Below are 18061 nucleotides of genomic sequence, written 5' to 3' on the forward strand. Positions count from 1 at the left end.
ATGGTACAACAAGAGTCAAGATTAAAAGTAGCAGATAACACAGGAGCGAAAGAAGTTCTTACGATCCGTGTTTTAGGAGGAACGAAACGTCGTTATGCCTCTGTTGGTGACAAAATTGTAGTTTCAATTAAAGATGCTACTCCAAACGGAAACGTTAAAAAAGGAGCGGTATCAACTGCAGTAGTTGTACGTACCAAAAAAGAAGTGAGAAGAGCTGATGGATCTTACATCCGTTTTGACGATAACGCATGTGTATTGTTAAACGCTGCAGGTGAAATGAGAGGAACTCGTGTTTTTGGTCCGGTTGCCAGAGAACTTCGTGAAAAACAATTCATGAAAATTGTATCATTAGCACCAGAAGTGCTTTAATTCTTATACAAATGATAAAGCTAAAAATTAAATCAGGAGACGTAGTAAGAGTTATTGCTGGAGACCATAAAGGTTCTGAAGGTAAAGTTCTTCGTGTTCTTCGTGAGAAAAACAAAGCGATTGTTGAAGGAGTTAACATGGTTTCTAAACATACAAAACCAAGTGCAAAAAACCCTCAAGGAGGAATCGTTAAGAAAGAAGCTCCTATCCATGTGTCTAACTTGTCTTTGATTGACCCTAAGTCAAAAGAAGTAACTAAAGTTGGTTTTAAACAAGAAGGAGACAAGAAAGTGAGATTTTCAAAAAAATCTAATCAAGTACTATAGTTATGGCATATATTCCTAGACTAAAAGAAGAATATAAGAGTAGAGTAATTGCTGCTCTTACAGAAGAGTTCGGTTACAAAAATGTAATGCAAGTTCCTAAACTTGAAAAAATTGTTGTAAGCCGTGGAGTTGGTGCAGCTGTATCTGATAAAAAATTAGTAGATTACGCTGTTGAAGAATTAACAAAAATTACTGGGCAAAAAGCAGTTGCTACAATTTCTAAGAAAGACGTTGCTTCTTTCAAATTAAGAAAAGGTATGCCAATTGGTGCTAAAGTAACTTTACGTGGAGAAAGAATGTATGAATTCTTAGATAGATTGATTACTTCATCTTTACCACGTGTAAGAGACTTTAACGGAATCAAATCAACAGGATTTGATGGTAGAGGAAACTACAATTTAGGAGTGTTAGAGCAAATCATTTTCCCAGAAATTGATATTGATAAAGTAAATAAAATCGCTGGTTTTGATATTACTTTTGTAACTTCTGCTGAAACAGATAAAGAAGCAAAAGCATTATTAGCGGAATTAGGATTACCTTTTAAAAAGAATTAAGACATGGCTAAAGAATCAATGAAAGCCCGTGAGGTGAAAAGAATTGCATTAGTAGAAAAGTATGCTGAGAAAAGAAAAGCTTTAAAAGAAGCTGGTGATTTCGAAGGTTTACAAAAATTACCAAAAAATTCTTGTCCAGTTAGAGTACACAATCGTTGTAAATTAACAGGTAGACCAAGAGGGTATATGCGTCAGTTTGGTATTTCTCGTGTTACTTTCCGTGAAATGGCAAATCAAGGATTAATTCCAGGTGTTAAAAAAGCATCTTGGTAATTCAAAAAAAAGTTATTACTTTTGCAATCCAAAAAATAAGTTTAATTGGTTAAAGGTTCAATCCGCTGAGGGCGGATTGAAAACCATAACCGCAAATCTATACATATGTATACAGATCCAATTGCCGATTATCTTACACGTGTAAGAAATGCAGTAAGAGCTAACCACAAAGTGGTTGAGATTCCTGCTTCTAACATGAAAAAAGAAATCACAAAGATTTTATTCGATCAAGGATATATCTTAAGTTACAAATTTGAAGATACTACTGTTCAAGGTACTATCAAAATTGCACTTAAATATGATAAAGACACAAAAGAGTCTGTTATCAAAGATATCCAAAGAATTAGTAAACCAGGTTTACGTAAATATGCTGGTTCATCAGACTTACCTAGAATCTTAAATGGTTTAGGTATTGCTATTGTTTCTACATCAAAAGGATTGATGACTGGAAAACAAGCTAAGCAATTAAATGTTGGTGGAGAGGTAATTTGTTACGTATATTAATAAAAAGACGAGACAATGTCAAGAATAGGTAAAAATCCAATTGCAATTCCAGCTGGTGTAACTGTAGAAGTTAAAGATGCTGTAATTACAGTAAAAGGAAAATTAGGCGAGCTTACTCAAGAATTTTCTGATGTAACCGTTAAAATCGAAGATAACCAAGTTATCGTAGAACGTTCATCTGATTATAAAACTGAGAGAGCGAAACACGGACTTTATCGTGCATTAATCAACAATATGATTGTTGGTGTTTCTGAAGGTTTTACAAAAGAATTAGAATTAGTAGGAGTTGGTTATAGAGCATCTAATCAAGGTCAAAAACTTGATTTAGCTTTAGGATTCTCTCACAACATCGTTCTAGAAGTTGTAAAAGAAGTTACTGTTGAAACAGTATCAGAAAAAGGTAAAAATCCGATAGTGAAATTATCTTCATTCGACAAACAATTATTAGGTCAAGTAGCTGCGAAGATCAGAGGTTTCCGCAAACCTGAGCCATATAAAGGAAAAGGAGTTAAGTTTGTAGGAGAAGAACTAAGAAGAAAAGCAGGTAAATCAGCTTAAAAATTAAGACTATGTCATTAACAAAATCTGAAAGAAGACAAAGAATTAAGTTCAGAATCAGAAAGATTGTAAGCGGAACTGCTGCTCAACCAAGACTTTCTGTATTCAGAAGTAATAAAGAAATCTATGCTCAAATCATAGATGATGTAAACGGTACTACTTTAGTAGCAGCTTCATCAAGAGATAAAGGTGTTGCACAAGGAACTGCTGTTGAAACTGCAAAAGCAGTTGGTAAATTAGTTGCTGAAAAAGCTCTTAAAGCAGGTATCACTACAATCTCTTTTGATAGAGGTGGGTATTTGTACCATGGACGTGTGAAATCATTAGCTGAAGGAGCTAGAGAAGCTGGACTTAAATTCTAAGAAATTATGTATCATAATTATAAAAACGTAGAGATTGTAAAACCAGGAGGTCTTGAATTAAAAGATCGTTTGGTGAGTGTAAATCGTGTTACTAAAGTTACTAAAGGAGGTAGAGCATTTGGTTTCTCTGCTATCGTAGTAGTTGGTGATGAAAACGGAGTAGTGGGTCATGGATTAGGAAAATCTAAAGATGTTTCTGAAGCAATCGCTAAAGCGGTGGAAGATGCTAAGAAAAATTTAGTGAGAATTCCTCTTCAAGGTCAATCTGTTCCTCATGAGCAAAAAGGTAAATTTGGTGGTGCTAGAGTATTCTTAATGCCTGCTTCTCACGGTACTGGAGTTATTGCTGGTGGTGCTGTTCGTGCGGTATTGGAGTCTGTAGGTGTTCACGATGTATTATCTAAATCGCAAGGTTCATCTAACCCTCACAATGTGGTAAAAGCAACTTTTGATGCTTTATTGCAAATGAGAAGTGCTGCTACTGTAGCTAAACAAAGAGGAGTATCTTTAGAAAAAGTATTCAAAGGTTAATTAACAGGAAATCATGGCAAAATTAAAAGTAAAACAAGTAAGAAGTAAAATCAATTGTCCTCTTGATCAAAAGAGAACTTTGGAAGCTTTAGGTCTTCGTAAAATGGGACAAGTTGTTGAGCATGATGCAAATCCTGCTATCCTTGGAATGGTAAATAAAGTTAAACACTTAGTTTCTGTTGAAGAAACTAAATAACACTATACAGTTATGAATTTAAGTAACTTACAACCAGCTGAAGGTTCAGTTCACAACCAAAATAAAAGAGTAGGTAGAGGAGAAGGTTCTGGTAAAGGTGGTACTGCTGCACGTGGTCACAAAGGAGCTAAGTCTCGTTCTGGATACTCTAAGAAAATTGGTTTTGAAGGAGGTCAAATGCCACTTCAAAGACGTGTTCCTAAGTTTGGTTTCAAGAACATCAATAGAGTAGAATATCAAGGTATTAATCTTGATTCGTTACAATTATTAGTAGATAACGGTGTAGTAACTGATACAGTTGATTTTTCTGTATTTGTAGATACTCGTTTAGCTACAAAAAATAGCTTAGTAAAGATTTTAGGAAGAGGTGAGCTAAAAACAAAACTTAAAGTAAGTGCTCACAAATTTACTGCATCTGCAAAAGCGGCTATCGAGGCTGCTGGTGGAGAAGCTGTAACTTTATAATCCTTTAGTAAAATGAAGAAATTTATAGATTCATTCATCAACGTTTGGAAAATCGAAGAGTTAAAAAATCGTATTTTATTAACTCTTGGATTATTATTAGTGTACCGTTTTGGTGCACAAGTAACCCTTCCGGGGATTGATGCTACTAAATTGACAAATCTTACAAACCAAACTGATGAAGGTATCGGATGGTTAATCAATGTATTTACAGGAGGTGCGTTTTCGCAAGCTTCTGTATTTGCATTAGGTATCATGCCGTACATATCAGCTTCTATCGTAGTTCAATTAATGGGAATTGCGGTACCATATTTACAAAAATTACAAAAAGACGGTGAAAGTGGTAGAAAGAAAATTAACCAAATTACAAGATGGTTAACAATCTTAATTACTTTAGTTCAAGGTCCTGGTTATATCTATAACTTGTACAGAACTTTACCAGGTGAAGCATTTATGTTAACTGGTCCTACTTTCATTTTCTCTTCTGTGCTTATTTTAGTTACAGGGACAATTTTTGCAATGTGGTTAGGAGAAAAAATTACTGATAAAGGTATTGGTAATGGTATTTCTTTATTGATAATGGTAGGTATTATTGCAAGAATGCCGCAAGCATTTATTCAAGAGTTTTCATCTAGAACTGCTCAGGTAAATGGTAGTGTTATGATGATTGTTATCGAATTAATACTTTGGTTCTTAGTAATAATTGCGTGTATTTTATTAGTAATGGCTGTAAGAAAAATTCCAGTACAGTATGCAAGACGTACAGTTTCTGGGGATTTTGAAGAAGACATGATGGGTGGAAACAGACAGTTTATCCCATTAAAGTTAAATGCATCAGGTGTTATGCCGATCATTTTTGCTCAAGCTATTATGTTTATTCCTGCTGCTGTTTCTGGTTTAGCAAAAGAATCAGATACTGCACTTTCTATTGCAGGAATGTTCAACGATCCATTCGGTTTAGTATATAATATTGTTTTTGCTTTGTTAATCGTAATTTTTACGTACTTTTACACCGCAATTACAGTGCCTACTAATAAAATGGCAGATGATTTAAAAAGAAGTGGAGGTTTCATACCAGGTGTTAAGCCAGGTGTTGAAACTGGAGATTACCTAGATAAAATTATGTCTTTAATTACTTTTCCAGGTTCATTATTTCTTGCTTTAATAGCTGTGTTCCCAGCTATTGCTGTAAGTTTACTTGGAGTTCAAGGTGCTTGGGGTTATTTTTATGGAGGTACTTCTTTATTAATCATGGTTGGAGTTGCAATAGATACTATTCAGCAAATAAATTCTTATTTATTGAATAAACACTATGATGGTTTGATGAAGAGTGGTAAAAATAGAAAAGCAGTAGCTTAATTTTTATGGCAAAACAATCAGCAATAGAACAAGACGGAACAATTGTAGAAGCATTATCAAATGCTATGTTTCGTGTAGAGTTAGAAAACGGACATGTTGTAATTGCTCATATTTCTGGAAAAATGCGTATGCATTACATTAAGTTGTTACCAGGAGACAAGGTAAAACTTGAAATGAGCCCTTACGATTTGTCTAAAGCAAGAATTACTTATAGATACTAAAGCTATTAAAATGAAAGTAAGAGCATCAGTTAAAAAGAGAAGTGCCGAGTGCATTATTGTACGTAGAAAAGGAAGATTATACGTTATTAACAAAAAGAATCCTAGATTTAAACAAAGACAAGGATAATTATGGCAAGAATTGCAGGGGTAGATATACCTAAACAAAAAAGAGGAATCATTGCTTTAACATACATATTCGGTATTGGTAAAAGCAGAGCTAAAGATATTTTAGCTAAAGCTCAAGTGAGCGAAGACAAGAAAGTTCAAGATTGGAATGATGACGAGATCGGAGCTATCCGTGAGGCGGTATCATACTACAAAATTGAAGGAGAATTGCGTTCTGAAGTTCAATTAAACATCAAACGTTTAATGGATATCGGATGTCAAAGAGGTATTCGTCATAGAGCTGGACTTCCATTAAGAGGTCAAAGAACTAAAAACAACTCTAGAACTAGAAAAGGTAAGAGAAAAACTGTTGCTAACAAGAAAAAAGCAACTAAATAATAAGTAATAATATGGCTAAAGCAACTGCAAAAAAACGTAAAGTTATCGTTGAATCTTCGGGAGAAGCACATATTAATGCTACTTTTAACAACATCATCATTTCTTTGACAAACAAGAAAGGTGAAGTAATTTCTTGGTCTTCAGCTGGTAAAATGGGCTTTAGAGGTTCTAAAAAGAATACTCCTTATGCAGCTCAAATGGCAGCAGAAGATTGTAGTAAAGTAGCTCTTGAAGCTGGACTTAAAAAAGTTAAAGTTTATGTGAAAGGTCCTGGAAATGGTAGAGAATCTGCTATCAGATCAATCCATAACTCAGGAGTTGAAGTTACAGAAATCATTGATGTAACTCCAATGCCACATAACGGATGTCGTCCTCCGAAAAGAAGAAGAGTATAATTTAAGTATAATACGGGTAGGTTTAAAATTATCGAAGGATATAGACCTGAATTCATAATTCCTACCTTTTTTAAAATTTTTAAAATGGCAAGATATACTGGTCCAAAAACTAAAATTGCTCGTAAATTTGGCGAAGCAATCTTCGGAGATGATAAAGCCTTCGAAAAAAGAAATTACCCTCCAGGGCAACATGGTTTAGCTAAAAAGAGAGGTAAAAAATCTGAATATGCTGTTCAGTTAATGGAAAAGCAAAAAGCTAAATATACTTACGGTATTTTAGAAAAACAATTCAGAAATTTATTTAAAAAAGCATCTGCTGCTTCTGGAGTAACAGGTGAAATTTTATTACAATTATGTGAAGCACGTTTAGATAACGTTGTTTACAGAATGGGTGTTGCTCCTTCTCGTAGAGCTGCTCGTCAAATTGTATCTCACAGACACATCACTGTTAATGGTGAAGTTGTTAATGTACCTTCTTACCACTTAAAAGCTGGTGATAAAGTTGCTGTACGTGAAAAATCAAAATCTCTTGAAGCTATTGACCGTTCTTTAGCTGCATCTTCTCAAGTTTATGAGTGGATTACTTGGAATAATGATACTAAAGAAGGTACTTTCGTTTCTGTACCTCAAAGACTTCAAATTCCAGAAAATATTAAAGAACAACTAATCGTTGAGTTGTATAACAAATAATAATTGACATTAGTCGAAATATGGCAATATTTAATTTTCAAAAGCCCGATAAAGTTATCATGATCGATTCTACGGATTTCGAAGGTAAATTTGAATTTAGACCTTTGGAACCTGGTTACGGATTGACTGTTGGTAATGCACTTAGAAGAGTTTTGCTTTCTTCACTTGAAGGATACGCAATTACATCAGTAAGAATTGAAGGTGTAGAACATGAGTTCTCTACAATCGCTGGTGTTGTTGAAGACGTTACAGAAATTATCTTAAATCTTAAACAAGTACGTTTTAAACGTCAAATTGAAGATATCGATAATGAGTCTGTTTCTATCTCTCTTTCAGGTAAAGATAAGATTACTGCAGGTGATTTTCAAAAATTCATCTCTGGTTTTCAAGTTTTAAATCCAGATTTAGTAATCTGTAATTTAGACAGTAAAACATCTATCAACATGGAACTTTCTATCGAAAAAGGTAGAGGTTATGTTCCTGCTGAAGAGAACAAAAAATCAAATGCTCCAATAGGAACAATTTTTACGGATTCTATTTACACTCCAGTAAAGAATGTAAAATATGCTATTGAGAATTTCCGTGTGGAACAAAAAACTGACTACGAAAAATTAGTTTTTGAAATCATTACAGATGGTTCTATCCATCCAAAAGATGCATTAACTGAAGCAGCTAAGACGTTAATCCACCACTTTATGTTGTTCTCTGACGAAAGAATTACTCTTGAGGCAGATGAAATTGCACAAACAGAGTCTTACGATGAAGAGTCTCTTCATATGAGACAGTTATTGAAAACTAAATTAGTTGATATGGACTTATCTGTTAGAGCATTAAATTGTTTAAAAGCGGCTGAAGTTGATACATTAGGTGATTTAGTATCTTTCAACAAAAACGACTTAATGAAGTTCCGTAATTTTGGTAAAAAATCATTAACTGAATTAGATGAGTTAGTGGCTAATAAAAACCTGACTTTTGGAATGGATTTAACTAAATATAAGTTAGATAAAGAATAATTGCTTCATATTTTGCGCTCCTAAAATGGATTGATGCAAGATGAAGATAAATAATAGACGTCATGAGACACGGAAAAAAGAATAATCATTTAAGTAGACAAACAGGACATAGAAAAGCTATGTTAGCTAATATGGCTTGTTCGTTAATTGAACATAAACGTATCAATACTACTGTTGCTAAAGCTAAAGCTTTAAAACAATTTGTTGAACCATTAGTAACAAAATCTAAAGAAGATACTACTCACAACCGTCGTATTTGTTTTTCTTATTTAAGAAACAAATATGCAGTTACTGAGCTTTTCAGAGAAGTTGCTGCTAAAGTTGGTGACCGTCCAGGAGGATACACTCGTATCATTAAGTTAGGTAACCGTTTAGGAGATAACGCTGATATGGCAATGATCGAGTTAGTAGATTTCAACACATTGTACAATGGTGGTAAAAAAGAAGTTAAGAAAACTACTCGTCGTGGTAGAGCTAAAAAAGCTGAAGGTACTGCTCCTGAAGCTCCAGCTGCTGAAACTTCTGAAAATACTGAAGCTACAGAATAATCATGAAACCATTCATGTAAAAATAATTAAGGATAAACTTTTTAAAGTTTATCCTTTTTTTTGTTTTATAGAATTAAAGATTTTCTAAAAACAACTTTTATAACTAAATTTGCACCCACAACAACAACGCAATGAAATACAACAATCGTTCTAAGGCCGTTTTACTTCTTAAAGACGGTACAATTTTTCACGGAAAATCAATCGGAATTGAAGGTGTGACTTTTGGAGAAGTCGCTTTTAATACTGGAACTACAGGTTATCAAGAAATTTTTACAGATCCATCTTACTTTGGGCAAATTATGGTTACTACCAATGCTCATATAGGTAATTATGGAGTTAATGAGAAAGAAGTTGAGTCAGATTCAGTAAAGATATCTGGTTTGGTATGTAAAAACTTTAGCTTTAATTATTCTCGTGAAGATGCTTCTGAAAGCTTATTTGATTATCTAAGCAAACAAAATCTTATTGTGATTTCTGATGTAGATACAAGAGCTTTGGTAAGCTATATTAGAGATAATGGTGCAATGAATGCTGTTATTTGTACAGATGGAACTCCAATCGAAGAATTAAAAGCTAAATTAGCTCAGGTTCCAGATATGAATGGTTTGGAATTAGCTTCTAAAGTTTCAACAAAAGAACCTTATTTCTTTGGTGAAGAAACTGCTAAATATAAAATTTCAGCATTGGATTTAGGGATTAAAACCAATATCCTTCGCAACCTTGCAAAAAGAGATTGTTATATTAAAGTATTCCCATACAATGCATCGTTTGAAGATCTTAAATCATTCAATCCAGATGGATATTTCTTGTCAAACGGACCTGGTGATCCAGAGCCATTAGAAACTGCACAAGAAGTTGCAAGACAAATTTTAAATGAAAACAAACCTTTATTCGGAATTTGTTTAGGTCACCAAATTATTGGTTTGGCTAATGGAATTTCGACTTATAAAATGTTTAATGGTCATAGAGGAATTAATCACCCTGTAAAAAATATTATTACAGGTAAAGGTGAAATTACTTCTCAAAATCATGGTTTTGCTATTGTAAGAGAAGAATTGGATAAACATCCTGATTTTGAATTAACACATGAACATTTAAATGATGGTACTGTTGCAGGTATGAGAATGAAATCAAAAAACTGTTTTTCAGTACAATATCATCCAGAAGCAAGTCCTGGACCTCACGATTCAAGTTATTTATTTGATCAATTTATCGAAAATATAAAATCTTCAATCAACTAAAACGTTATCGTTTATAAGTTTTTTGAATTTCATAAAAAAGTTTAATCTTAAGTTATAAATTTGTTATTATTCGTAAAATACTAACTAAAAAAATATAAAATGAGTATTATTATAAAAGTTCACGCAAGACAAATTTTAGACTCTCGTGGAAACCCAACAGTTGAAGTTGATGTAATTACAGATAATGGTATTTTAGGACGTGCTGCTGTTCCAAGTGGTGCTTCTACAGGAGAGCATGAAGCAGTTGAATTACGTGATGGTGGAAAATCATACATGGGTAAAGGAGTTTTAAAAGCTGTTGAAAATGTGAATGCTAAAATTGCTGAAGCTGTTGTAGGATTGTCTGTTTTTGAGCAAAATTTGATCGACAAAACAATGATTGAATTAGACGGAACTGCAAATAAATCGAACTTAGGAGCAAATGCTATTTTAGGTGTTTCTTTAGCAGTTGCAAAAGCTGCAGCAAACGAATTAGGTATGCCATTATATCGTTACGTTGGTGGTGTTTCTGCTAATACGTTACCAGTTCCAATGATGAATATCATCAACGGTGGTTCACATTCAGATGCTCCAATTGCTTTCCAAGAGTTTATGATTATGCCAGTTAAAGCAAAAGATTTTACTCATGCTATGCAAATGGGAACTGAAATTTTCCATAATCTTAAAAAAGTATTACACGATAGAAATTTATCAACTGCAGTAGGAGATGAAGGTGGTTTTGCACCGAATTTAGCTGGAGGAACTGAAGATGCATTAGATTCTATCAAATTGGCTGTTACAAATGCAGGTTATACTTTTGGTGATGATGTTATGGTTGCTTTAGATTGTGCTGCTTCTGAGTTTTATGTAAATGGAAAATACGATTACACTAAATTTGAAGGAGAAACTGGAAAAGTAAGATCTTCTGAAGAACAAGCTTCTTATTTAGCTGAATTAACTGAAAAATATCCAATTATTTCTATCGAAGACGGAATGTACGAAGATGATTGGGAAGGTTGGAAATTATTAACTGAAAAAATTGGAGATAAAGTACAATTAGTTGGAGACGATTTATTTGTAACTAATGTTGAAAGATTATCTCGCGGAATTAGCCAATCAATTGCAAATTCTATTTTGATTAAAGTAAACCAAATCGGTACTTTAACTGAAACTATTGCAGCTGTAAACATGGCGCATAATGCAGGTTATACTTCAGTTATGTCACACCGTTCAGGAGAAACAGAAGACAATACAATTGCTGATTTAGCGGTTGCTTTAAACTGTGGACAAATTAAAACAGGTTCGGCTTCTCGTTCAGATCGTATGGCAAAATACAATCAATTATTAAGAATCGAAGAAGAATTGGCAGACGTTGCTTATTTTCCTGGAGCTAATGCTTTTAAAGTAAAAAGATAATTCTTTTATATAAAATTTAAAACCTGTTGTAAATTATTGCAACAGGTTTTTTTTATGTATATTATTTAACCATAAATTATATAAAATTTCTTTATTGTTTGATTAATATTTGTTAAATTCGCAATTCACATTAATTTTATCATAAAATATCATATAAATAATATGTCAAAAACTGCAATATTAGAGCTTGATGGCAAAAAGTATGAGTTTCCTGTTATAGTAGGGACTGAGAATGAGGTTGCTATCGATATAGACAAGTTGCGTAGTGCTTCTGGTGCTATTACTATCGATCCTGGATATAAAAATTCAGGTTCTTGTACAAGTGAAATTACTTTTTTAGATGGTGAAGAAGGAATTTTACGTTATAGAGGTTATTCAATTGAAGATTTAGCGGATAAGGCTGACTTTTTAGAAGTATCTTACCTGTTAATTTTTGGAGAATTGCCAACAGCAGCGCAATTAGAAAAGTTTGAAAACGATATTAGAAAATATACTTTAGTTAGTGAAGAAATGAAAAGCATCATTGATGGTTTTCCAAGAACAGCTCACCCAATGGGAGTTTTAGCTTCATTAACTAGTGCGTTAACTGCATTTAATCCAAAATCAGTTAATCCACACAATGAAAAAGAAATGTATGATGCAGTTTGTAAAACAATGGGTAAATTCCTTGTAATTGCAACTTGGACATATAGAAAAACAATGGGATTCCCATTAAATCATTACGATAACAGTAAAGGATATGTAGAAAACTTCATGCGTTTGATGTTTGAATTACCTACAGGTCCGTACAAAGTAGACAAAAGAGTTGTTGATGCATTAGATAAATTATTTATTTTACATGCTGATCACGAACAAAACTGTTCTACTTCAACTGTAAGAATCGTTGGTTCTTCACATGCTGGATTATTTGCTTCTATTTCTGCTGGGGTTTCTGCATTATGGGGACCACTTCATGGAGGTGCTAATCAAGCAGTATTAGAAATGTTACAAGAAATCCATGACAATGGTGGTGATGTAGCTAAATTCGTTTTAAAAGCAAAAGACAAAGATGATCCTTTCCGTTTAATGGGATTCGGTCACCGTGTTTATAAAAACTTTGATCCAAGAGCAACTATCATTAAAAAAGCTGCTGATGATGTATTAAGTACTTTAGGAGTAGACGATCCATTATTAGATATTGCAAAACAATTAGAAAAAGTAGCTTTAGAGGATGAATATTTCAAATCAAGAAACTTATATCCAAACGTAGATTTCTATTCTGGAATTATTTACCGTGCTATGGGTATTCCAGTTGAAATGTTTACCGTTTTATTTGCAATTGGTCGTTTACCAGGTTGGATTGCTCAATGGAAAGAAATGAGAGTTAACAAAGAGCCAATTGGTCGTCCAAGACAAGTTTATACAGGTTATACTTTACGTCCTTTTAAAGAAGTAAAAGATAGATAATAATAAAAAATCCCGCTAAAAGCGGGATTTTTGTTTTGTAAATAATTTATTTTGCTGGTTTTTCTTCTTCTTTATTACCAGTTAAATCTTCAACTTTATCTTCAACTGTCTCAGCAACATTTTGTAGCGATTCTTTTAAATCATGTGCTTTTTCTTCTACCCAACCAGCAGCCTCTGCCGTTTTCTCTTTAGCGACATCTATAATTTCTGAAACTTTTTCATTTACCTTTAATTCTTCAAGTTTGTGTGCCGCTTTTTCCGCTACATTTTCCGCTACTTCGGTTAAGTTTTCTTTTGCTACTTCAGCTTTTTCTTTAGCTTTTCCAAAAAGTGAATTGAAAAAATTTGATAATCCCATGATAATTTGTTTTTATAGTTTATTCAAATTTAATTAATATTAATTGATAATGTAATATTTTTTAGCACAATTAATAATGTTTTACTAATTAATATTCTCATTTCCTTTTTCTATATTTGCCAAAAGCCAAAAAGCGATGTTACAATTAAATGTAAAAAACGAAACTTCCCGATTGAGGGCCGTGGTGTTAGGAACCGCAGTAAGTAATGGTCCAACACCAACAATTGATGAAGCCTATGATCCTAAATCATTAGAGCATATTAAAGCCGGAACCTATCCTGTTGAAGCAGATATGGTAAGCGAAATGGAAGCTTTTAATAAAGTATTTGAAAAATACGATGTTAAAGTTTTTAGACCTCAAATTATTGAAAATTACAATCAAATTTTCGCGAGAGATATTGGTTTTGTTATAGATGATATTTTTATTAAAGCCAATATATTACCAGATAGAGAACGCGAATTAGATGCAATTCAATACGTAATTGATCAAATTGATCCTAAAAAAGTTGTTCGACCACCAGAAGAAGTTCATATTGAAGGTGGAGATGTAATGCCATGGAACGATTATATTTTTATTGGAACATATAAAGGTTCGGACTATAAAGACTATATTACAGCAAGAACCAATTGGCAAGGTGTAAATTATATTAAAGAATTATTTCCAAATAAAATTGTTAAAGATTTCGATTTAGTAAAATCTAAAATTGAGCCAAGAGATAATGCATTGCATTTAGATTGTTGTTTTCAGCCTGTTGGAACAAATAAAGGAATCATCTATAAAAGTGGTTTCCGTGAAGAAGCTGATTATATGTTCTTAGTGAATTTATTTGGGAAAGAAAATTTATTCCATATCGAAAGAGAAGAGATGTATCACATGAATTCAAATGTGTTTTCTATTGCTCCAGATGTGGTAGTTTCTGAAAAGAATTTCACGCGTTTAAACAATTGGTTAAGAGAACAAGGATTTACTGTAGAAGAAATTCCTTATGCTGAAATTTCTAAACAAGAAGGGTTGTTAAGATGTTCAACTTTACCACTAATAAGAGATTAGTGAATAGGTAGGTTACAAGATTATAAACTACAAACATTAAAATTTTTTAAAAATGAACCAAACAACAAATTCTATATTAATGATTCGTCCGGTTGCATTCCGTATGAACGAACAAACGGCTGTAAATAATTATTACCAAAAAGTTTTGGATAATTTAACTCCACAATCTGTTAATGCAAAGGCACAAGAAGAGTTTGATACTTTTGTGCAAAAACTTAGAATGATAGGATTGAATGTTGTGGTAGTTGAAGATACTGTAAGTCCAGATACGCCAGATAGTATTTTTCCTAACAACTGGATTTCTTTTCATGAAAATGGTGATGTAGTTTTATATCCAATGTTTGCTGAAAACAGAAGATTAGAAAGAAGAGAAGATGTTTTAGATACATTAGAAGACGAAGGTTTTGTTATCAATGAAATCATGGATTATACTTCTGCTGAAGAAGACGAAGTGTTTTTAGAAGGAACTGGAAGTATCGTTTTAGATAGAGCAAATGGAAAGGCATATTGCGCTTTATCTCCAAGAGCTGATGAAGAATTATTTATTGAGTTTTGCGAAGATTTTGAGTTTACTCCTGTAATTTTCGAAGCATTTCAAACTGTAAATGGAGAACGCAAACATATTTATCATACCAATGTTATTATGTGTGTTGGAGAAACTTTTGCGGTTATTTGCGCAGATTGTATTGATGACAAGAAAGAACGCAAAATGGTTTTGGATAGCTTAAAAGGTGATGAAAAAGAAGTAATTCTTATTACGGAAGACCAAGTAAACAACTTTGCTGGAAATATGTTGGAAGTAAAAGGTAATGATGATAAGCGATATTTGGTTATGAGTGCATCTGCACATCAGAGTTTGACTAAAAAGCAAATCGCTCAGTTAGAAGAACACGTTACAATTGTGAGTTCAAGTTTAGATACTATCGAAGCTTGTGGAGGTGGAAGTGCTCGTTGTATGATGGCTGAAATTTTCTTACCAAAAGAATAATTTTGAATATATCTTAAATTAAAAAATCCCAAATTCCAATTTGATTCGGAGTTTGGGATTTTTTATTGTTTAAATTTTTTAAATGCCTCTTACAATCGTTAAAATAGCGCTAATTATGTACTGAATTCCAATGGCAATTGTTAGGAAACCAATAATTCTTGAAATAGCTACAATTCCCGAAGAACCTAATATTTTAGCTAAATAATGTGCGCTTCTTAAAATTACATAAATTGCAATAGCAACAGCTACAATCGATAAGCTAGAACAAATGATTTCGTAAGTTGAAATATAACCTTCCGAACCTTTTAATTCTTGATAATAAGCAATTAAAAGCGAAATTGAACCTGGTCCTGCAAGCATTGGCATTGCTAAAGGAGTTAAGGCAATATGATTTCTGTTTGAAACTTCTTTTTGAACTTTTTTGTTAATTCCTTTGTTTTTACTGAACTGACCATTCAATAAAGAAAATCCAGAGTTTGTAATGATAATTCCTCCGGCAATTCGTAAAGCAGTAATTGTTATACCAAAAAATGATAGGATGTACTGTCCAATGAAGAAAGAGATTAATAAAATCACACAAACATTAATTGAAGCGGTTAATGAGACTTTGCTTCTTTCTTGCATGGTGTAATCTTGAGTAAGACCAACAAAAATGGGTATGGTTCCGATGGGATTTAAAACTGAGAATAAGGCGACGAGTAAATAAATAAATATGTCCATTTTTTTTGATGTAAAATTATCTCTTAAGCCAAATATAAAATTTAATTTAGAATTAAATAAATGTAAATTAGAAAAGATTTAGTAAATTTAGATTAAAATAGAATAAGATGAAAACACTAGTTATAGGAGCTTCCACAAATAAAGAAAGATATTCATATAAGGCAATTCATAATTTGGTAGATAAGAGTCATCAAGTGGTTGCTATAGGTGCGAAAAAAGGAATGGCTTTTGATATTCCGATTGAAACCGAAAAATTAGATTTTCATGCTGTAGATACTGTTACTTTATATTTAAATCCAAAGGCACAACAAGAATATTATGACTATATTCTTTCTCTAAAACCAAGACGTGTAATCTTTAATCCTGGAACTGAAAATCCGGAATTCTATAAAATATTGGATGAAAATAATATTCAATATGAAGCAGCTTGTACTTTAGTTTTATTAGCTACAAATCAGTATTAAAACTTCGTTTGACTTGTGGCAGGTTTACTTATTATTAATAAACCAATAAATGTAATGATTCCGTTCACAATAATTAATTCGTTGTCAATTACGTAATCTCCAAAAAGTGAAGCTGAATTTTTAGCTAATAAAAAACAGATTAAAGGGGAAATTATGCATACGATTGGAACTAATTTATCATGAACTGTTTTTGACTTCATAAATAATCCAAAGGCATACAATCCTAAAAGCGGACCATAAGTATAACTCGCCACTTTAAAAATCATTGTTACTACCGATTTGTCATTTAAAGAATTAAAAATAATAATTACTAAAAACATCAATAGAGAAAATCCAATGTGTACCAAATGACGTGTTTTTACTGCGTTTGATTTATTCTGATTTTCTTCTTTATCCATGCCAAGAAAATCCACGCAAAAAGAAGTAGTTAAAGCGGTTAATGCAGAATCAGTTGTGGCAAAAGTAGCCGCTGTGAGTCCTAATAAGAAAACAACTGCTGGGATAATATTTAGATAATTAAAGGCGATTTCTGGAAATAGCAAGTCGGTACGTTTTACACCATCTACCATTGGAACAGAAATTCCGTTTTTTTCTGCATATAGATAAAGCAAAGCACCTACACTTAAAAAGAAAATATTGATAATTACAAAAATTCCAGTAAACGTAAACATGTTTTTTTGAGCTTCACCAATGTTTTTGCAACTTAAATTCTTTTGCATTAAATCTTGATCCAACCCAACCATGGCAATAGTTACAAAGATTCCGCCTAAAATTTGTTTTACAACATAATTCCCTTTTAAGTAATCTTCGTAAAAGAAAATTTTAGAATAGTTGCTGTCTTTTACTGCTTCGAATGCTTCGGTAAAACTATAGTCTAAGCTATTGCAAATAAAAATAATCGTCAAAAACACTGAAGAAACTAAGAAAAAAGTTTGTAAAGTATCAGTAATGATAATCGTTTTTAATCCACCACGATAAGTATACGCAAAAATTAAGGCTAATGAAATTAAAACAGTTATTGCAAAAGGAATTTCTAAATCATCGAAAACAAATCTTTGTAATACAATTACAACTAAATATAAACGGAATGCTGAACCTATAGTTCTACTAATTAGAAAAATACTTGCAGCTGTTTTATAACTTACAATTCCAAGTCGTTGTTCAATGTAACTATAAATTGAAGTTAAATTCATTCGATAATACAACGGAAGTAAAACGGTTGCGATGATTATGAATCCAATCGCATTTCCCAATACAAATTGAAAATATTTAAATTGTAAATCAGGATTTCCAACTTCCCCAGGTACAGAAATAAAAGTAACGCCAGAAAGTGCCGTTCCAATCATTCCAAAAGCAACTAAATACCATTTTGCATTTTTGTTTGCTTTAAAAAAAGCATCATTACTACTGTCTTTTTTGCTAACAAAATTTGATATAAGAATAAGAATTCCGAAGTAAATAATGATAATTGCTAAAATAGTTCCTGAAGACATAAATTGGTTTTTAGTTGTGCTAAAATAGAAATAAATGAGA

Annotated in this window: 27 protein-coding genes; 24 read left to right on the plus strand and 3 right to left on the minus strand. The window is 32.5% G+C overall.

What is annotated here, in order from left to right; translation table 11 throughout:
- From rplN to LOS89_RS02485, 21 genes are all read left to right on the plus strand, one after another.
- Nucleotides 1-369 carry a 50S ribosomal protein L14 gene (gene rplN / locus LOS89_RS02385; protein ID WP_007803649.1) on the plus strand — a complete coding sequence of 123 codons (369 nt, stop codon included), beginning with the start codon at nt 1-3 and terminating at the stop codon, nt 367-369.
- An 11-nt stretch (nt 370-380) separates the two neighbouring features.
- A complete protein-coding gene (gene rplX, locus LOS89_RS02390; RefSeq protein ID WP_231836123.1) occupies nt 381-695 on the plus strand; it encodes a 50S ribosomal protein L24 in 315 nt (104 codons plus the stop codon).
- A 2-nt stretch (nt 696-697) separates the two neighbouring features.
- Nucleotides 698-1249 carry a 50S ribosomal protein L5 gene (rplE, locus tag LOS89_RS02395; protein ID WP_194095195.1) on the plus strand — a complete coding sequence of 184 codons (552 nt, stop codon included), beginning with the start codon at nt 698-700 and terminating at the stop codon, nt 1247-1249.
- A gap of 3 nt (nt 1250-1252) precedes the next feature.
- A complete protein-coding gene (gene rpsN, locus LOS89_RS02400; RefSeq protein WP_014387709.1) occupies nt 1253-1522 on the plus strand; it encodes a 30S ribosomal protein S14 in 270 nt (89 codons plus the stop codon).
- A gap of 105 nt (nt 1523-1627) precedes the next feature.
- Nucleotides 1628-2026: a 30S ribosomal protein S8 gene (gene rpsH / locus LOS89_RS02405; RefSeq protein WP_231836124.1), complete on the plus strand. Its 399-nt coding sequence runs from the start codon at nt 1628-1630 to the stop codon at nt 2024-2026.
- Between the two features lie 15 nt (nt 2027-2041).
- Nucleotides 2042-2584 carry a 50S ribosomal protein L6 gene (gene rplF / locus LOS89_RS02410; RefSeq protein ID WP_194095193.1) on the plus strand — a complete coding sequence of 181 codons (543 nt, stop codon included), beginning with the start codon at nt 2042-2044 and terminating at the stop codon, nt 2582-2584.
- An 11-nt stretch (nt 2585-2595) separates the two neighbouring features.
- Entirely contained in the window at nt 2596-2946 is a 351-nt protein-coding gene (rplR, locus tag LOS89_RS02415; protein ID WP_231836126.1) for a 50S ribosomal protein L18, read from the plus strand.
- A 6-nt stretch (nt 2947-2952) separates the two neighbouring features.
- A complete protein-coding gene (gene rpsE, locus LOS89_RS02420; protein WP_035693159.1) occupies nt 2953-3477 on the plus strand; it encodes a 30S ribosomal protein S5 in 525 nt (174 codons plus the stop codon).
- A gap of 13 nt (nt 3478-3490) precedes the next feature.
- On the plus strand, nt 3491-3673 hold the full coding sequence (rpmD, locus tag LOS89_RS02425) for a 50S ribosomal protein L30 (protein ID WP_111566953.1): 183 nt from the start codon (nt 3491-3493) through the stop codon (nt 3671-3673).
- A gap of 12 nt (nt 3674-3685) precedes the next feature.
- Nucleotides 3686-4138 (plus strand): 50S ribosomal protein L15, encoded by a 453-nt coding sequence (rplO, locus tag LOS89_RS02430; protein WP_073583310.1) that lies wholly within the window; start codon nt 3686-3688, stop codon nt 4136-4138.
- 12 nt (nt 4139-4150) lie between these two features.
- Nucleotides 4151-5494 (plus strand): preprotein translocase subunit SecY, encoded by a 1344-nt coding sequence (gene secY / locus LOS89_RS02435; RefSeq protein WP_231836128.1) that lies wholly within the window; start codon nt 4151-4153, stop codon nt 5492-5494.
- Nucleotides 5495-5499: 5 nt separating this feature from the next.
- A complete protein-coding gene (infA, locus tag LOS89_RS02440) occupies nt 5500-5715 on the plus strand; it encodes a translation initiation factor IF-1 (RefSeq protein ID WP_014387717.1) in 216 nt (71 codons plus the stop codon).
- A gap of 10 nt (nt 5716-5725) precedes the next feature.
- Nucleotides 5726-5842 (plus strand): type B 50S ribosomal protein L36, encoded by a 117-nt coding sequence (gene ykgO / locus LOS89_RS02445; RefSeq protein ID WP_002987490.1) that lies wholly within the window; start codon nt 5726-5728, stop codon nt 5840-5842.
- 2 nt (nt 5843-5844) lie between these two features.
- Nucleotides 5845-6219, plus strand: coding sequence for a 30S ribosomal protein S13 (gene rpsM, locus LOS89_RS02450; RefSeq protein ID WP_231836129.1), 375 nt, complete (start codon nt 5845-5847; stop codon nt 6217-6219).
- Nucleotides 6220-6230: 11 nt separating this feature from the next.
- Nucleotides 6231-6614, plus strand: a complete 384-nt coding sequence (rpsK, locus tag LOS89_RS02455) for a 30S ribosomal protein S11 (protein WP_008254446.1) — start codon at nt 6231-6233, stop codon at nt 6612-6614.
- Nucleotides 6615-6698: 84 nt separating this feature from the next.
- Nucleotides 6699-7304 (plus strand): 30S ribosomal protein S4, encoded by a 606-nt coding sequence (gene rpsD / locus LOS89_RS02460; protein WP_231836131.1) that lies wholly within the window; start codon nt 6699-6701, stop codon nt 7302-7304.
- Between the two features lie 20 nt (nt 7305-7324).
- Nucleotides 7325-8317, plus strand: a complete 993-nt coding sequence (locus LOS89_RS02465) for a DNA-directed RNA polymerase subunit alpha (protein WP_231836132.1) — start codon at nt 7325-7327, stop codon at nt 8315-8317.
- 62 nt (nt 8318-8379) lie between these two features.
- Nucleotides 8380-8865, plus strand: coding sequence for a 50S ribosomal protein L17 (rplQ, locus tag LOS89_RS02470; protein WP_231836134.1), 486 nt, complete (start codon nt 8380-8382; stop codon nt 8863-8865).
- Nucleotides 8866-8996: 131 nt separating this feature from the next.
- Nucleotides 8997-10106: a glutamine-hydrolyzing carbamoyl-phosphate synthase small subunit gene (gene carA, locus LOS89_RS02475; protein ID WP_231836135.1), complete on the plus strand. Its 1110-nt coding sequence runs from the start codon at nt 8997-8999 to the stop codon at nt 10104-10106.
- Between the two features lie 99 nt (nt 10107-10205).
- A complete protein-coding gene (gene eno, locus LOS89_RS02480) occupies nt 10206-11501 on the plus strand; it encodes a phosphopyruvate hydratase (RefSeq protein ID WP_231836136.1) in 1296 nt (431 codons plus the stop codon).
- A gap of 162 nt (nt 11502-11663) precedes the next feature.
- Nucleotides 11664-12947, plus strand: a complete 1284-nt coding sequence (locus tag LOS89_RS02485; protein ID WP_231836137.1) for a citrate synthase — start codon at nt 11664-11666, stop codon at nt 12945-12947.
- Nucleotides 12948-12993: 46 nt separating this feature from the next.
- On the opposite strand, the gene LOS89_RS02490 is transcribed toward LOS89_RS02485, so the two are convergent.
- Entirely contained in the window at nt 12994-13305 is a 312-nt protein-coding gene (locus tag LOS89_RS02490) for a hypothetical protein (protein WP_231836138.1), read from the minus strand.
- A gap of 136 nt (nt 13306-13441) precedes the next feature.
- On the opposite strand from LOS89_RS02490, the gene LOS89_RS02495 reads away from it, so the two are divergent.
- Nucleotides 13442-14356, plus strand: coding sequence for a dimethylarginine dimethylaminohydrolase family protein (locus LOS89_RS02495; protein WP_231836139.1), 915 nt, complete (start codon nt 13442-13444; stop codon nt 14354-14356).
- A gap of 52 nt (nt 14357-14408) precedes the next feature.
- Nucleotides 14409-15344, plus strand: coding sequence for a citrulline utilization hydrolase CtlX (gene ctlX / locus LOS89_RS02500; RefSeq protein ID WP_231836140.1), 936 nt, complete (start codon nt 14409-14411; stop codon nt 15342-15344).
- Nucleotides 15345-15422: 78 nt separating this feature from the next.
- Here ctlX and LOS89_RS02505 read toward each other — a convergent pair whose 3' ends face one another.
- Nucleotides 15423-16064: a MarC family NAAT transporter gene (locus tag LOS89_RS02505; protein WP_231836141.1), complete on the minus strand. Its 642-nt coding sequence runs from the start codon at nt 16062-16064 to the stop codon at nt 15423-15425.
- Between the two features lie 107 nt (nt 16065-16171).
- On the opposite strand from LOS89_RS02505, the gene LOS89_RS02510 reads away from it, so the two are divergent.
- On the plus strand, nt 16172-16528 hold the full coding sequence (locus tag LOS89_RS02510) for a CoA-binding protein (RefSeq protein ID WP_231836142.1): 357 nt from the start codon (nt 16172-16174) through the stop codon (nt 16526-16528).
- On the opposite strand, the gene LOS89_RS02515 is transcribed toward LOS89_RS02510, so the two are convergent.
- Nucleotides 16525-18021 carry a sodium:solute symporter gene (locus tag LOS89_RS02515; protein ID WP_231836143.1) on the minus strand — a complete coding sequence of 499 codons (1497 nt, stop codon included), beginning with the start codon at nt 18019-18021 and terminating at the stop codon, nt 16525-16527. The two genes, LOS89_RS02510 and LOS89_RS02515, sit on opposite strands and share 4 nt — an antisense overlap.
- Between the last annotated feature and the right edge of the window lie 40 nt (nt 18022-18061).

It is taken from the genome of Flavobacterium channae (assembly GCF_021172165.1).
Lineage (GTDB): Bacteria > Bacteroidota > Bacteroidia > Flavobacteriales > Flavobacteriaceae > Flavobacterium > Flavobacterium channae.

What these genes read in the sequence shown, in the direction of transcription:
- rplN (WP_007803649.1), top strand. Translation starts at nt 1, where the DNA reads ATGGTACAACAAGAGTCAAGATTAAAAGTAGCAGATAACACAGGAGCG.
- rplX (WP_231836123.1), top strand. Translation starts at nt 381, where the DNA reads ATGATAAAGCTAAAAATTAAATCAGGAGACGTAGTAAGAGTTATTGCT.
- rplE (WP_194095195.1), top strand. Translation starts at nt 698, where the DNA reads ATGGCATATATTCCTAGACTAAAAGAAGAATATAAGAGTAGAGTAATT.
- rpsN (WP_014387709.1), top strand. Translation starts at nt 1,253, where the DNA reads ATGGCTAAAGAATCAATGAAAGCCCGTGAGGTGAAAAGAATTGCATTA.
- rpsH (WP_231836124.1), top strand. Translation starts at nt 1,628, where the DNA reads ATGTATACAGATCCAATTGCCGATTATCTTACACGTGTAAGAAATGCA.
- rplF (WP_194095193.1), top strand. Translation starts at nt 2,042, where the DNA reads ATGTCAAGAATAGGTAAAAATCCAATTGCAATTCCAGCTGGTGTAACT.
- rplR (WP_231836126.1), top strand. Translation starts at nt 2,596, where the DNA reads ATGTCATTAACAAAATCTGAAAGAAGACAAAGAATTAAGTTCAGAATC.
- rpsE (WP_035693159.1), top strand. Translation starts at nt 2,953, where the DNA reads ATGTATCATAATTATAAAAACGTAGAGATTGTAAAACCAGGAGGTCTT.
- rpmD (WP_111566953.1), top strand. Translation starts at nt 3,491, where the DNA reads ATGGCAAAATTAAAAGTAAAACAAGTAAGAAGTAAAATCAATTGTCCT.
- rplO (WP_073583310.1), top strand. Translation starts at nt 3,686, where the DNA reads ATGAATTTAAGTAACTTACAACCAGCTGAAGGTTCAGTTCACAACCAA.
- secY (WP_231836128.1), top strand. Translation starts at nt 4,151, where the DNA reads ATGAAGAAATTTATAGATTCATTCATCAACGTTTGGAAAATCGAAGAG.
- infA (WP_014387717.1), top strand. Translation starts at nt 5,500, where the DNA reads ATGGCAAAACAATCAGCAATAGAACAAGACGGAACAATTGTAGAAGCA.
- ykgO (WP_002987490.1), top strand. Translation starts at nt 5,726, where the DNA reads ATGAAAGTAAGAGCATCAGTTAAAAAGAGAAGTGCCGAGTGCATTATT.
- rpsM (WP_231836129.1), top strand. Translation starts at nt 5,845, where the DNA reads ATGGCAAGAATTGCAGGGGTAGATATACCTAAACAAAAAAGAGGAATC.
- rpsK (WP_008254446.1), top strand. Translation starts at nt 6,231, where the DNA reads ATGGCTAAAGCAACTGCAAAAAAACGTAAAGTTATCGTTGAATCTTCG.
- rpsD (WP_231836131.1), top strand. Translation starts at nt 6,699, where the DNA reads ATGGCAAGATATACTGGTCCAAAAACTAAAATTGCTCGTAAATTTGGC.
- LOS89_RS02465 (WP_231836132.1), top strand. Translation starts at nt 7,325, where the DNA reads ATGGCAATATTTAATTTTCAAAAGCCCGATAAAGTTATCATGATCGAT.
- rplQ (WP_231836134.1), top strand. Translation starts at nt 8,380, where the DNA reads ATGAGACACGGAAAAAAGAATAATCATTTAAGTAGACAAACAGGACAT.
- carA (WP_231836135.1), top strand. Translation starts at nt 8,997, where the DNA reads ATGAAATACAACAATCGTTCTAAGGCCGTTTTACTTCTTAAAGACGGT.
- eno (WP_231836136.1), top strand. Translation starts at nt 10,206, where the DNA reads ATGAGTATTATTATAAAAGTTCACGCAAGACAAATTTTAGACTCTCGT.
- LOS89_RS02485 (WP_231836137.1), top strand. Translation starts at nt 11,664, where the DNA reads ATGTCAAAAACTGCAATATTAGAGCTTGATGGCAAAAAGTATGAGTTT.
- LOS89_RS02490 (WP_231836138.1), bottom strand. Translation starts at nt 13,305, where the DNA reads ATGGGATTATCAAATTTTTTCAATTCACTTTTTGGAAAAGCTAAAGAA.
- LOS89_RS02495 (WP_231836139.1), top strand. Translation starts at nt 13,442, where the DNA reads ATGTTACAATTAAATGTAAAAAACGAAACTTCCCGATTGAGGGCCGTG.
- ctlX (WP_231836140.1), top strand. Translation starts at nt 14,409, where the DNA reads ATGAACCAAACAACAAATTCTATATTAATGATTCGTCCGGTTGCATTC.
- LOS89_RS02505 (WP_231836141.1), bottom strand. Translation starts at nt 16,064, where the DNA reads ATGGACATATTTATTTATTTACTCGTCGCCTTATTCTCAGTTTTAAAT.
- LOS89_RS02510 (WP_231836142.1), top strand. Translation starts at nt 16,172, where the DNA reads ATGAAAACACTAGTTATAGGAGCTTCCACAAATAAAGAAAGATATTCA.
- LOS89_RS02515 (WP_231836143.1), bottom strand. Translation starts at nt 18,021, where the DNA reads ATGTCTTCAGGAACTATTTTAGCAATTATCATTATTTACTTCGGAATT.